At 53.6% G+C, this 13,508-nt stretch carries 14 protein-coding genes; 1 reads left to right on the top strand and 13 read right to left on the bottom strand.

Going from position 1 to position 13,508, the window contains the following annotated elements:
• Positions 1–59: 59 nt before the first annotated feature.
• The 8 genes from tatC to ubiE all read right to left on the bottom strand — a co-directional run bounded on the left by tatC (position 60) and on the right by ubiE (position 5,465).
• Positions 60–833, bottom strand: coding sequence for a twin-arginine translocase subunit TatC (gene tatC / locus ACGHZ6_RS22700; RefSeq protein ID WP_390616346.1), 774 nt, complete (start codon positions 831–833; stop codon positions 60–62).
• Positions 834–841: 8 nt separating this feature from the next.
• A complete protein-coding gene (tatB, locus tag ACGHZ6_RS22695) occupies positions 842–1,267 on the bottom strand; it encodes a Sec-independent protein translocase protein TatB (protein WP_390616345.1) in 426 nt (141 codons plus the stop codon).
• Positions 1,267–1,497, bottom strand: a complete 231-nt coding sequence (gene tatA / locus ACGHZ6_RS22690) for a twin-arginine translocase TatA/TatE family subunit (RefSeq protein ID WP_390616344.1) — start codon at positions 1,495–1,497, stop codon at positions 1,267–1,269. Before tatA ends, tatB begins: the two co-directional genes overlap by 1 nt.
• 15 nt (positions 1,498–1,512) lie before the next feature.
• A complete protein-coding gene (locus tag ACGHZ6_RS22685; protein WP_390616343.1) occupies positions 1,513–1,845 on the bottom strand; it encodes a phosphoribosyl-ATP diphosphatase in 333 nt (110 codons plus the stop codon).
• A 12-nt stretch (positions 1,846–1,857) separates the two neighbouring features.
• The gene (gene hisI, locus ACGHZ6_RS22680; RefSeq protein WP_390616342.1) at positions 1,858–2,253 is read right to left on the bottom strand and encodes a phosphoribosyl-AMP cyclohydrolase; all 396 of its coding nucleotides are present in this window, start codon (positions 2,251–2,253) and stop codon (positions 1,858–1,860) included.
• A gap of 133 nt (positions 2,254–2,386) precedes the next feature.
• Positions 2,387–4,018, bottom strand: coding sequence for a ubiquinone biosynthesis regulatory protein kinase UbiB (gene ubiB / locus ACGHZ6_RS22675; protein ID WP_390616341.1), 1,632 nt, complete (start codon positions 4,016–4,018; stop codon positions 2,387–2,389).
• A 34-nt stretch (positions 4,019–4,052) separates the two neighbouring features.
• On the bottom strand, positions 4,053–4,700 hold the full coding sequence (locus tag ACGHZ6_RS22670; RefSeq protein ID WP_390616340.1) for an SCP2 domain-containing protein: 648 nt from the start codon (positions 4,698–4,700) through the stop codon (positions 4,053–4,055).
• 15 nt (positions 4,701–4,715) lie between these two features.
• Positions 4,716–5,465, bottom strand: a complete 750-nt coding sequence (gene ubiE, locus ACGHZ6_RS22665) for a bifunctional demethylmenaquinone methyltransferase/2-methoxy-6-polyprenyl-1,4-benzoquinol methylase UbiE (RefSeq protein WP_390616339.1) — start codon at positions 5,463–5,465, stop codon at positions 4,716–4,718.
• A gap of 180 nt (positions 5,466–5,645) precedes the next feature.
• On the opposite strand from ubiE, the gene ACGHZ6_RS22660 reads away from it, so the two are divergent.
• Positions 5,646–6,491, top strand: coding sequence for a hypothetical protein (locus ACGHZ6_RS22660; protein WP_390616338.1), 846 nt, complete (start codon positions 5,646–5,648; stop codon positions 6,489–6,491).
• A gap of 53 nt (positions 6,492–6,544) precedes the next feature.
• On the opposite strand, the gene ACGHZ6_RS22655 is transcribed toward ACGHZ6_RS22660, so the two are convergent.
• From ACGHZ6_RS22655 to hslV, 5 genes are all read right to left on the bottom strand, one after another.
• A complete protein-coding gene (locus tag ACGHZ6_RS22655; protein WP_390616337.1) occupies positions 6,545–9,649 on the bottom strand; it encodes an efflux RND transporter permease subunit in 3,105 nt (1,034 codons plus the stop codon).
• Positions 9,649–10,887 carry an efflux RND transporter periplasmic adaptor subunit gene (locus ACGHZ6_RS22650; protein ID WP_390616336.1) on the bottom strand — a complete coding sequence of 413 codons (1,239 nt, stop codon included), beginning with the start codon at positions 10,885–10,887 and terminating at the stop codon, positions 9,649–9,651. Before ACGHZ6_RS22650 ends, ACGHZ6_RS22655 begins: the two co-directional genes overlap by 1 nt.
• Positions 10,888–11,097: 210 nt before the next feature.
• Positions 11,098–11,478 (bottom strand): gamma-butyrobetaine hydroxylase-like domain-containing protein, encoded by a 381-nt coding sequence (locus tag ACGHZ6_RS22645; protein WP_390616335.1) that lies wholly within the window; start codon positions 11,476–11,478, stop codon positions 11,098–11,100.
• A 64-nt stretch (positions 11,479–11,542) separates the two neighbouring features.
• A complete protein-coding gene (gene hslU / locus ACGHZ6_RS22640; protein WP_390616334.1) occupies positions 11,543–12,865 on the bottom strand; it encodes an ATP-dependent protease ATPase subunit HslU in 1,323 nt (440 codons plus the stop codon).
• 58 nt (positions 12,866–12,923) lie between these two features.
• Entirely contained in the window at positions 12,924–13,463 is a 540-nt protein-coding gene (hslV, locus tag ACGHZ6_RS22635) for an ATP-dependent protease subunit HslV (RefSeq protein ID WP_390616333.1), read from the bottom strand.
• Positions 13,464–13,508 lie beyond the last annotated feature (45 nt).

The raw sequence follows: 13,508 nt of genomic DNA, 5'->3' as shown, positions 1-13,508 counted from the left end.
AAAAAAATACCCGCTTATGCGGGTATTTTTTTGTCTGCTTTTTCTGGCTTGCTCGCGAGCTAGTCTTCTTCGCTAGCCTCTTTGGCTTGTGGCGCTTTTAATATACGTCCAAAGACCAATCCCAATTCAAACAGCATCCACATGGGGACTGCCAGCAGCGCCTGCGACAAAACATCAGGTGGGGTCAGCAGCATACCGAATACAAAACAGCCGACGATCACATAGGGACGCTTTTGTGCCATGCCTTGCGGTGTCACTATACCCGCGAGAATAAGCAGTACGGTGGCAACAGGAATCTCAAACGCCAGGCCGAAGGCAAAGAACAGCTTCATAACAAAATCGAGATAGCTGCCAATGTCGGTCATGATAGTGACGTTGCTGGGGCCAATGCTGGTAAAGAAACCAAAGATCAGCGGGAACACCACAAAGTACGCAAAGGCGATGCCGGCGTAAAACAGCAGGATGCTCGATATCAGTAGCGGTATCGCGATACGTTTCTCACGCTGATACAGCCCCGGTGCGATAAACGACCAGATCTGAAACAACAGAAACGGCATGGATAAAAACAGCGAGACAAACAGCGTTAATTTAAACGGTGTTAAAAACGGTGATGCAACTTCCGTTGCAATCATGGTGCTGTTTTCAGGCAACAACGCCTGTAGTGGCGCCGAGACAAAGGTGTAGATATCGTTGGCGAAATAAAACAGGCCAAGGAATATCGCCAGAATAACCAGCAGGGCGCGCAGCAGTCGATCACGCAGTTCAATCAGGTGTTGAACCAGCGGTTGTTCCTGGTCGTGTTCAGGCTGCTCAGAAGGGTGGTCGTTAGACATAGCGGGGGTTAACTTTTAGTGCGGTCCTTATCATCGGACACTGTATCGGCAACGGTATCAGCGCTGGTCGCGGCTTTTGCGTCGGGCGTGCTGTTACTCTCGGCGGGCGTCGCGTCTTTATTGGACGCCGCCTGGGCGTTCTCCAAATCCTTAAAGCTGTCTTCAATTGCCGCGGTTTCGTTGTGCACCACGCGATTGATGTCATCGCGAGTTTCATTGAGCCGCTTCATGACTTCTTCATTGTGCAGCTGACGGCGAATGTCGTCCGCGCCAATATGTTGCTCGAACTCACTGCGGGTTTGTTGCAGGGCACGCTTAAAGCGTCCTACCCACAGGCCAATACTGCGCAGGGTTTGCGGTAATTGCTCGGGGCCAATTACCAAAAGTCCCACTACGGCAATAATCAGCAGTTCGAGGAAGCCGATATCAAACATTATTTTTTATCGACTTTCTCAGATTCACCTTCGATGACTTTTTCAGCCTCGGTGCTGTCGGTTTTATCTTCAACTTTGTTTTCTGGCTCATCTTTGATGGCTTTTTTGAAACCCTTGATGGCTCCGCCCAGATCGCCGCCTAAACCGCGCAGACGCTTGGTACCAAACAGCATAAATACGATCACCAGAATGATCAGCAATTGCCAAATACTAATTCCACCGATACCCATAACTCTTCTCCTAGATTATTTATTGCGTGAGGCTTTTTCTTCCAGCCCCGACATATCAAAACGTCGCGCCAGCTCGTTAAGTACGGCTGAGGCATCTTCACCCAAGTGTGACAACATCACCAGGGAGTGAAACCACAGGTCAGCGGTTTCATAAATAACATCGCTGTTATCGCCACTGTGCTGGGCGTCTTTGGCGGCGATAATAGTCTCTACCGCTTCTTCACCCACCTTTTCCAAAATCTTGCTCAAGCCTTTTTTGTGCAGGCTGGCGACGTAGGAGCTGTCCGCATCGGCGGCCTGCTTACGTTCTTCCAGAATCTGCGTTAGTTGGCTTAATACATCACTCATAGTGTCTTCCCGTCAGGAATAAATGTCTTTCGGATCTTTTAATACCGGGTCGACCGTTTGCCACTGACCATCTTTCAAGACGCGGTAAAAACAGGATTCGCGCCCGGTGTGGCAGGCCATGCCGCCCTTTTGTTCCACCATCAAGACAATCACGTCTTCATCACAGTCTAGGCGAACTTCATGAACAATTTGCGTATGTCCGGAGGACTCGCCCTTGCGCCACAGTTTGCCCCGTGAGCGCGACCAGTAGACCGCAATGCCTTCTTCGGCTGTGAGCTGCAGGGACTCGGGATTCATCCACGCCATCATCAAAATGCGGCCGGTTTTATGGTCCTGGGCGATAGCGGGCACCAGACCGTCGGCGGTCCAGCGAATCATATCGCGAAAGTCTTCTGCTACATCAGTCACGCGGTTTAACCTTATTCATCTGTCCAGCGTTGTTCACGCTATTTTACCGCAAAGCCAGGGGATGTGTCTGACGGATTATGACAGATTGGCCTGTTTTTACCTGACTTTACCTACTCTTGATGACCAGCTCTCTTTATCTGAGCAGCCAGGCTCCGGCTGCCAAGCCAGCAAGGGCCCAGGTATGGGGAGGCAGCTGGGCCAGATGCTGGCCCGCCTGCGGCCAGGCGCTGGCCACCGTGGCGATGGCGGCCCCTATGGCGATCAGGGTCAGGCTGCGGGTGCGAGTTGCCTTGGCTCGCTGTTTGGCAAAGTGCTCGGCGGCCTGGTGCAGTTCAGGGGCAATCTCACCGATATGCTGAACCTGTTTAAGGGCGTTAAACATGGTCTGTGGCACCTGCGGGAATTGCTCCATCCACTCAGGTCCGTAACGCTTGAGCTGCTGTAGGAGGGTTTTGGGATGGAAGCGATCCTTGAGCCAGTTTTCCAGGAACGGATGGGCGGTGGCCCACAGATCCAGATCCGGGTACAGCTGGCGGCCCAGGCCCTCGATATTGAGCAGGGTTTTCTGCAGCAAAATCAGCTGTGGCTGGACTTCCATATCAAAGCGGCGGGCGGTCTGGAACAGCTTGATCAACACCTGGCCGAAGGAAATGTCTTTCAGTGGCTTTTCAAAGATAGGTTCGCATACGGTGCGAATCGCTGCTTCAAAGTCGTTAAGTGGCGTGTTCTCGGGTACCCAGCCGCTTTGAATGTGCAGCTCGGCGACCAGACGATAATCGCGGCGGAACATCGCCAACAGGTTGCGGGCCAGGTAATACTGATCGGCCTGGGTCAGGGAGCCGACAATGGCCATATCTACCGCAATATACTGTGGGCGCTGCGGATTTTGATGGGAGACAAAAATATTGCCCGGATGCATATCGGCGTGGAAGAAGTTGTGCTTGAACACCTGGGTGAAGAAGATCTCTACCCCGCGCTCGGCCAGCTTTTTCATATTGGTTTGCTGGGCTTCAAGCTGCTCCAGGTTGGTGACCGGTACACCGTAGATACGCTCCATCACCATGACATTGCGGCGGGTGTAATCCCAGTACACTTCCGGCACATACAGCAGGGGCGAGTTGGCAAAGTTGCGGCGCAGCTGGGAGGCATTGGCGGCTTCACGCTGCAGGTCCAATTCATCAAAGATGGTGTGGCGGTAGTCTTGCACCACTTCTTCCGGGCGCAGGCGACGGCCATCTTCGCTAAAGCGGGCCAGGGCGCGGGCCAGCACCAGCATTAGGGCTATGTCCTTGGCGATGATTTTTTCCAGCCCTGGGCGTACGACTTTAACTACCACTTCACGGCCGTCCTTCAGTTCGGCGGCGTGAACCTGAGCTACCGATGCGGAGGCCAGGGGTTCGGTATTGAAGCTGGCAAACAACTGCTCTACTGGCGCACCAAGGGCCTCTTCAATCAATTCTCGACAGTGATCGTTGTCAAAGGGCGCAACGTTATCCTGCAGGTGGTCGAGCTCTTCGACAATATCGGCCGGGACCAAATCCGGGCGGGTAGATAACAACTGGCCAAACTTGATAAATACAGGGCCCAGGTCTTCACAAAAACGCCGCAGGCGTTCACCGCGACTGAGGCTGGGCTTTGGCAGTAAGGCGGTAAAGGTCAGCAGTAACCGCAGGGGCCAACCCAGATGCTCGCGGGGCAGCAGGGTGTCCAGGCGATAGCGCAGCAGGAGACGAAAAATCGTAAAAAAGCGAAATAGTGCGGCCAAGCGTAAGATCCTTATTCGGGTTGGTCAGGTTGGCTTAGGGTTGGCTCTTGTGGTGAGCGCTTAATTGCTGCTTCAGCTTGCGCAAGCGGGCCTCCGCCCGATCCAGGCCAAAGCGCAGCTGGTCCACCTCTTGGCTGAAGTTATTCAGTTCCACCTGGGTGGGTGTGGAGCGCAACTCTTCGGTGAGGAACTCTTCCAGCAGGCGGCGGGCACTGCCGAGACGGTTGCGCGTCCAGCTGACCCGATGACGGATTTGTTCGGCGGCCTGATGGCCAATCACATCGCCAAGCCAGGTGCAGAGAATTTCTTCCCAATCGATATCCAGATTGCGGGCAATTTGCTGCACCGAGGTGAGCAGGGCAGTAGAGCCAAAGGCTTCAACACCGCTATCGGCCAGGGTGGTGTTATCACCGACGGCCAGTTGCATAAGTGCTGGCAGGGAACCGCGTAACAGGGTGGTGGGGCTCTCATCGGTGTGGTCATAGGTATGGACAACGCGCACCTGGTCGGCATCAAACAACAGACACAGTTGCAGCTTGGGTTGGCTAACCTCTATGGCCAGGGATTGCCCGGCCAGTTGTTGCAGGGCCAGGCGGCTGGCTGGATCGTACGCCAGCGCTGTATTGATGCTGGTTTCCAGGGTGGCCGTAGCGGCAGCGGTTAGCGTTGGGTCCATGTCCATGTTGTCTGACTCAGCCTAAGGCTTGACGCCTTTGTGCAGGGCAACGATGCCACCGGTCATATTGTGGAATGTGCAGTTGGCAAAGCCGGCATCGACCATCATGTCTTTGAGGGTTTCCTGATCCGGATGCATGCGGATGGACTCGGCCAGGTAGCGGTAGCTGTCGGCATCATCGGTGATCAGTTTGCCCATAAACGGCAACAGCTTGAAGGAGTACTGATCATAGGCTTTGCTCAGCAATTCGCTCTTTGGCTTGGAGAATTCCAGTACCAGCAGGCGACCGCCGGGTTTAAGTACGCGCAGCATGGAGCGCAGCGCCATATCCTTGTCGGTAACGTTACGCAGGCCAAAGGCAATGGTAATGCAGTCGAAGGTATTGTCCGGGAAGGGCAGGTACTGGGCGTCGGCCTGGGAAACCACCAGGTTGCCACTGACACCGCGGTCGGTCAGGCGATCGCGGCCCACGCGCAGCATGGACTCGTTGATATCGGCCAGCACTACTAAACCTTCGGGGCCCACCAGGCGCGAGAACTTGTAGCTCAGATCACCGGTACCGCCAGCAATATCCAGCACCTTGTTACCGGCGCGAACACCGGATATTTCAATGGTGAAGCGCTTCCACAGGCGATGGATGCCGCCGGACATCAGGTCGTTCATCAGGTCGTACTTACCGGCGACCGAATGGAATACATCCGCTACGCGCCCGGCTTTCTCTTCAACCGCGACATCTTCAAAACCAAAGTGGGTGGTCTTCTTCTCTGCCATAAGCCTATATACCTTCAAATTCAGGCCGCTATTCTACACGGACTGGGGCGTTGGGGGTATGTGTCCCGTGTCCAATACCTCTAAAAAGCCCACATGCAATCTGCGGAAATTTGGTTATGATTGACTCATAGCAATTAATGATTCGAACCGAGCTAAAGGCGAACCAGGGAGGTTCCTGAAATGCGAGCATGTCGGCAACTGCTTGGAGTGGTGACCGCATTGTTGGTTTTATCTGCCTGTGACAGCAGGGAGCAAGCTGTGGTCGAGGCCGATCGGTCATCTCCTGAACAGCCGCCAGCGCTGTCTACAGATCAGCTTCCTGTGCCGGTCGCGCCAGTTAAGGAACAGGGGGAGACGCCTGCCGTGCTGCGTATTGGCAGCACGATAAATTTAGAGGGCAGCAATCAGGAGGCGCAGGTTCGGCTCTGGTTGGAGCATGTGTTTACCGAGCTGGGTTATGACATGCAGCTGGAGTTTGTACCCGGCAGGCGCATGATCATCGAGCTAAACCGCGGCATTATGGATGTAGACCTGGTGCGTACGGTGGATATTTCCCGTGGCTTCGACAATATCCTGCGGGTTGAGTACCCCTGGATTAACTCCTGTATTTTGGCGATTGGTTTACGTGGTCAGCAGCAGGCCTACGCGGATGCGACGGCTCAGGGTAAAGAGCAGACAGTGGGAGTTATTACCGGATCGCCAGGCTTTTTGTCCCTGATTGCACGTCAGTGGCCAGCGGCCAAAATCACAGAATATAAATCTGATCGCCAGGCAGCATTAATGCTACAGCACCAGCGGGTGGATTTTGTTGTTGCACCCCATGTGAATTGGGGGGGATTACGCAAGGCCTCGGCTCGGCCGCTGGATGTTTATGATGTGGTGACGGAAATGCAGGGTTATATGCACATTCATAAAAGCCACGCCGAACTGATTCCCGATTTAATTGCCAGTATGAAAAAAAACGCCGCGGAGAGCGCGGCGTTTTCCTGTACCACTGAACGCTTTCGCGCACAGTTAAAACGTTAGTAATTATTTATGGCTGCAGCGCCATCCCCGCGAAAGCGGGGATCCATGTTCGGTTAAGCCTGACCTTTAACCTTTTCACGTAACTGCTGAATCAGTTGATAAAACAACGGAATCAGCAAGGTGCCCAGAATGGTTGCCGCTACCATGCCACCCAGCACGGTGATACCAATGGATACCCGGCTGGCAGCACCGGCGCCGGTCGAGAACACCAGTGGCAGAACGCCCAACACAAACGACAGTGCCGTCATCAGTACGGCGCGGAAGCGCAGATGGGCAGCATTAAAGGCGGCATCAAAAATCGAGCGCCCGGCGCGGCGTTCTTCCATAGCAAATTCGACAATCAGAATCGCGGTTTTTGCCGATAGGCCAATCAACAACACCAGTCCCACCTGGGCGTAAATATTGTTGACCATTCCACCTACCCAGAGGCTCGCCATAGCACCAAAGATGGCGATAGGCACGGCGGACAATACCGAGAAGGGAATGGCCCAGCTTTCATATTGGGCGACCAAAAACAGGTAGACAAAAATAATCGCCAAGCCGAACAGCAGTGGTGCGAGGTTGCCGGCTTCTTTTTCCTGCGCTGACTGTCCACTCCATTCAAAGGTATAACCTTGCGGCAGTTGGCTGGCCAGGGTTTCCATCGCCTTCAGTGCATCACCGGAACTGTAGCCCGGCGCCGGTTCGCCATTGATGGTGGCTGCACGATAGAGGTTAAAGTGGTTAATGCTGGTCGGCCCCTGAATGGGTGTCAGGCTGGCGAGTGTTGTCAGCGGTACCATTTCGTTATCCTTGTTGCGGATAAAGAAGTGCTGCAAATCTTCCGGTTTGCGACGGTACTCGTTTTCCGACTGCATAATCACCTGGTAGGAGCGACCAAATTTATTAAAGTCATTGATATAAAGCGAACCCAGTTGCGCCTGAAGGCTCATAAAGATCTCACTCAAATCAATGCCCATGGCTTTGGCTTTATTGCGATCCACCTCTAGATAGTACTGCGGCACATTAGCGCGGTAGGTACTGAACACACGATTGAGCGACGGCATTTGGTTGGCTTGATACACCAGGCCGTTCAACACTTGGGCCAGTTCCTGTGGCGCGCGGCCTTCGCTATCCTGCAGGCGGAAGTCGAAGCCACTGCTACTGCCCAGACCCGGAATCGGCGGCATATTCATGACCATGACCTGGGCATCGGGCAAAGCCCAGAAGCGGCCTTGCAGTTGACTGATGATGCTATTGACCGATAACTGTGGGTCGGTACGGTCATCCCAATCTTCCAGTACCACAATGCCCAAACCGTTGTTGGATGCCTGGCCGCCGAGAATACCGAAACCGGCAATCGACAGCATATCGGTAACGCCGGGTTGTTGGCGGGCAATCTCGCTGATTTTATCCATCACCACTTGGGTGCGGTTCAGGGATGCCGCATCCGGCAGTTGTACGTTAACAAAAACATAGCCCTGGTCTTCGCTCGGAATAAAACCGGTAGGCACAGTTTTGGTGAGCCAACCGGTGGCAAAAAACAGCACCAGTACCAGGCTGCCCACACGCAGGGAGCGTTTTAAAATCCAGCCGATGGCGCCCTGGTATTTTTCCGTGAGTTTATTCAGGCCTTTTTCGATAAAGCCCAGCCAGCGAATGGGTTCCATGGCATCGGCTTTAAGCAAGGTTGCACACAGTGCCGGGCTAAGGGTGAGGGCGTTAAGTGAACTGATCAGTACCGCCACCGAAATGGTTACCGAAAACTGCTTGTAGAGCTCACCGGTAATACCGGGCATAAACCCTACCGGTACAAATACGGCCAGCAGTACCAGCGTTGTTGCGACAATGGGGCCGGCAACCTGTTTCATGGCTTTACGGGTGGCGTCGGCCGGCGACAGGCCCTCTTCTTTCATCAGTCGCTCGACGTTTTCAATCACCACAATGGCGTCATCCACCACCACGCCAATAGCCAGCACCAAACCAAACAGGGTAATGGTGTTAATGGTAAAGCCCAGCAGCCCCATAAAGGCAAAGGTGCCCACTAATGATACGGGAATGGCGATGGCGGGAATTAATGTGGCGCGCCAGTTTTGCAGGAACAAAAACACCACCAGAATCACCAAGCCTACGGCTTGATAGAGAGTGAGTTTTACTTCGTCAATGGAGCGTTCAATAAAGCGCGTGGTGTCATAGAGAATGTCGTACTCAAGGTCGTTGGGAAAACTCTCGCTCAGTTCTTGCAAACGGGCTTTCACATTGGCGGCAACCTGGGTCGCGTTGGCATCGGCCAATTGGTAGACCTCGATATAGGCCGTTGAATCATTATTCAAACGCGCATTGATAGCGTAATCCTGGGAGCCCAGTTCAATGCGGGCAATATCGCGCAGGCGAATAAAGTTGCCGTCGGTGCGGGCGCGAATAATGGTGTCTTCAAACTCTTTAACATCACTTAGGCGGCCCTGGGTTTGAATGGTGTATTCAAACTGTTCCTGTGGCGTATTGGGGGGCTGGCCGAGTTTACCGGCGGCAACAATAACGTTTTGTTCCTGCAGGGCGTTGCGCACATCGCCCACGGTCAGTTCCAGTGCCGCCATATGTTTGGGGTCGAGCCAGATACGCATACTGTAGGTACGTGCACCCAACACATCGACACTGGCTACGCCATTAATGCGCGCCAGGGGTTCGGTAATATAGTTGGCGGCATAGTTACCCAGGAACAGCTCATCGAGACTGCCATTGGGTGAATACAGGGTAATACCCAGCAGTGAGCTGCCTGATTGTTTGGTGACGTTAATGCCCTGGCGGCGTACCTCTTCCGGCAGCTTGGGTTCGGCAATGGCGACGCGGTTTTGGGTGTTGACCTGGGCCAGATCGGCATCGGTATCGGAGGTGAAGGTAATGGTGATAGTGGCCGTGCCGTTATTGGTGGCGGTCGACTCGATATAGAGCATGCCCTCCACGCCGTTGACCTGTTCCTCAATCGGCCGGATCACCGATTCTTCCACCACCGTAGCACTGGCGCCGGGGAACACCGCGCTGATTCGTACCTGTGGTGGGGTAATTTCCGGATACATATTAACCGGCAGGGTAATTAGCGAGAGTAAACCTGCCAGCGTAATAACAATGGAAATAACAAAGGCAAACTTAGGCCGCTGAATAAAGAATTGGCTGAACATTAGCCTTCCTCACTGTCAGTGGCGGAGGGCTGTTGAGTGTTCTGTTGGGGGCCTGCATCGCTTAGTGCGCCTGTGGCCGGGTCAATGGTTTTTAGTGCAGGGGCTACCTGAATACCTGGGCGAACTTTTTGCAAACCTTCGACAATAATCTGCTCACCACTGTTAAGGCCCTTGTTCACTACCCACATGGCACCAATGCGGCGCCCCATATCTACCGGTTGCGGGGTAACGGTATTGTTGCTGTCGACCACCAGAACAAATGTGCCCTGTTGGTTTTCCTGCACGGCGGCTTGGGGAATTAAAGGCAGCTCTTTCTTGTCGGTGGTTTCCATCATCAGGGTGACATAGAGACCGGGCAGCACAACGCCGTTGGGGTTATCAAACTCTGCGCGCAGGTTAATCGTGCCGGTGGTTTGATCGACCTGGGTGTCGGAGAAATTCAAGCGGCCCTTGGTGGGCAGAATGGTGTCATTGGGCAGGCGCAGGCTTAATTCCACATCGCTGCTGGCAGATAGATTCTGGCCGGCTTCGGTGGCTTTGAATTGCAGGTAACTGACATAGAGATCTTCGTCGACCTGAAAGTTAACGTAAATAGGGTGAATGTCGACCAGGGTGGCCAGCGCGCCGCTGCCGGGGTTTACCAGATTACCTTCACTGAAATAGGCCTTGCCGATTTGGCCGTCGAAGGGGGCGGTAATATCGGTGTAATCGAGATTGAGTTTCGCCTGTTTCAATGCTGCCTTGGCGCTTTCTACCTGGGCAGAGGCCTGATCGGCATTACTGGTTAGCTTATCCAGGTCCGATTGGCTGATATAACCCTGCGGTGCCAGTTCCTGGCCGCGTTCCATATCCCGCTCGGCGCGACGGTAGGCTGCCTGTTGGCTGTTGAGTTGGGCAGTGGCTTTTTTAACGTCGGCCTCGAAAGATTCCGGGTCAATTTTAAACAGTAATTGGCCTTCCTTTACCTTGCTGCCCTCACCGAAATTACGTTGCAATAACGTGCCTTCGACCCGTGCGCGCAGTTCCACTTCTTTATGGGCCTCTGTGCGTGCAACATATTCACGGTATTCGCCCACCGGCGAGGTTTCCACTTTAATGACCGAAACCGAGGGTGGTGGAGCTTGGGGGCCTTCAGTCTCGCCATTACCACAGGCTGTGAGCAAACTGACGCTCAGCAGCGAGGCTATTGTTAGTGGAAGGGAGCGGGAAAATACGCGGCTAGAGAGGGAAAGCTTCATTCACACATCCTGTTGCTTTGAGACAATATAGGGAGCAATGCTATTACATATCGCGACAGATAGATAATAAGACGGAATTATGGCACTTCTGTTCCAGCGCGCTAGATTAAATTTTGTTAATACAGGCGACAAAGCCAAAGGGTTTGAGGGAGATCAAATCGAAAGGGGTTGCCGTCAAGCGGGACCGCTCAGGCTTTTTGTAGGCAGGGGTTATTTGGGGTCGAGCAGTTTCACTACACTGGTATTGGCATCGCGGCTGAGTTGCGCGGCATCGAGTTTGTCGAGATAGGCCTGCCAATAGGCATCGTGGTTTTGGCACAGGTCATACAGGTAGGACCAGGAGAAGATACCACTGTCATGGCCATCATCAAAAATCAGCTTGATGGCGTAGTTACCCACGGCCTCAATACCGGTAAAGCCCACATCAATTTTGCCCGCCTGCAAAACCTCTTGGCCAGGACCGTGACCTTTGACTTCGGCCGAGGGGGAGTGCACGCGCAAAAACTCGGCGCTTAGGTGAAACGCTTGAGCAGCAAAATGCAGCTCCAGGGTTTTACTTTGTTTGTGCAGTTTGATTTTGCTTGGGGTCATTATCGTGAATACAGTTGAAACGCAGAAAGTAAAATTTGCCCCTGCAGTTGCAGGGGCAAATCCATTACAGGATATAGCGGCTTAAATCTTCATTCTGCGCCAACTCACCCAAATGCTTATCCACATAAGCACCATCAATGGTGATGCTGGTTTCATTGTCGCCGGCTTCAAAGGCCACATCTTCCAGCAAGCGCTCCATCACCGTATGCAGGCGACGGGCACCAATATTCTCGGTGCGCTCATTCACCTCAAAGGCTGTTTCGGCAATACGCTGAATACCGTCTTCACTAAAGGCCAGGCTAATACCTTCGGTGGCCATCAGTGCGGTTTGTTGTTCGGTCAGCGATGCGTCTGGTTCGGTGAGAATGCGTTTAAAGTCATCCGGTGTCAGCGCTTCCAGTTCCACGCGAATTGGCAAGCGCCCCTGCAGTTCTGGAATCAGATCAGACGGCTTGGCCAGATGGAAGGCACCGGAGGCAATAAACAAAATATGATCGGTTTTGATCATGCCGTGTTTGGTGCTAACGGTGCAGCCTTCGATTAAGGGCAGCAGATCGCGCTGTACACCTTCGCGGGAGACATCGGCACCACCGCCACTTTCGTTGCGCTTGGCGACCTTGTCGATTTCATCGATAAAGACAATGCCGTTTTGCTCGGCGGCGGCAATGGCGTTAGCTTTAATTTCTTCTTCATTTACCAGCTTACCGGCTTCTTCATCGCACAGCTGTTTTAAAGCTTGCTTGACGGTAAGCTTGGTTTTCTTGGTTTTGCCGCTCGACATGGAGGAGAACATGTTCTGCAGCTGGCTGGTCATATCTTCCATGCCGGGAGGGGCCATAATCTCAACACCGACAGAGGCTGCGGCCAGATCAATCTCGATTTCTTTTTCGTCCAGCTCGCCTTCACGCAGTTTCTTGCGGAAGATCTGACGGGTAGAAGACTGTGTTTGCTCACTGGTATCTTCGGTGCGTGCCGGTGGCAGCAGCACATCCAGAATACGCTCTTCGGCGGCATCCTGGGCACGATGCTGAACCTTCTGCATTTCCTGCTCGCGGTGCATCTTGATGGACATATCCACCAGATCGCGAACGATGGATTCTACATCGCGGCCTACATAACCCACCTCGGTAAACTTGGTGGCTTCCACCTTCATAAAAGGCGCATTGGCCAGCTTGGCCAGGCGGCGGGCGATTTCGGTTTTACCGACACCGGTAGGGCCAATCATGAGGATGTTTTTGGGGGTGATTTCGTTGCGCAGATCTTCGCTCACCTGCATGCGGCGCCAGCGGTTACGCAGGGCAATAGCCACGGCGCGTTTAGCGGCCTGCTGGCCAACAATGTGCTTATCGAGTTCGTGAACAATTTCACGGGGTGTCATGTTCGACATAATAATCTTCTTCTGACTTCAGCTACTTATATAAGAACAGATTCGGTTTGTGTGGGGACTAGTAATCCAGCTCTTCAATCACATGGTTGTGGTTGGTGTACACACAGATATCACCGGCAATGCCCAGGCCTTTCTCGACGATGCTCTTGGCATCCATCTCGGTATTTTCAAACAGGGCGCGGGCCGCGGATTGGGCAAACGGGCCGCCGGAGCCGATGGCAATAATGTCCTGCTCGGGCTGAATCACATCACCGTTACCGGTAATGATCAGAGAGGCCTCGGCATCGGCTACCGCCAGCAGGGCTTCAAGCTTACGCAGGGCGCGATCGGTGCGCCACTCTTTGGCCAGCTCCACCGCCGCGCGTACCAGCTGGCCATTGTGGGCCTCCAGCTTGGCTTCAAAGCGTTCAAACAGGGTAAAGGCATCGGCGGTACCGCCGGCAAAGCCTGCCAGTACCTGATCTCTATACAGGCGGCGTACCTTGCGGGCATTGCCCTTCATCACCGTATTGCCCATGGAAACCTGGCCGTCACCGCCAATAACAACCTTGCCATTGCGACGGACAGAAAGAATAGTGGTGCCACGATATTGTTCCACAGTGGTTCCTTGATACTTACATTACTTGGATGGGAGCTTAGATGG

The sequence above is a fragment of the Maricurvus nonylphenolicus genome (assembly GCF_042854845.1).
In the GTDB taxonomy this organism is placed as follows: Bacteria; Pseudomonadota; Gammaproteobacteria; order Pseudomonadales; family Cellvibrionaceae; genus Maricurvus; species Maricurvus nonylphenolicus.
Note: the sequence above shows the minus strand (reverse complement) of the source record. Positions and strands in the feature narration are given on the sequence as shown.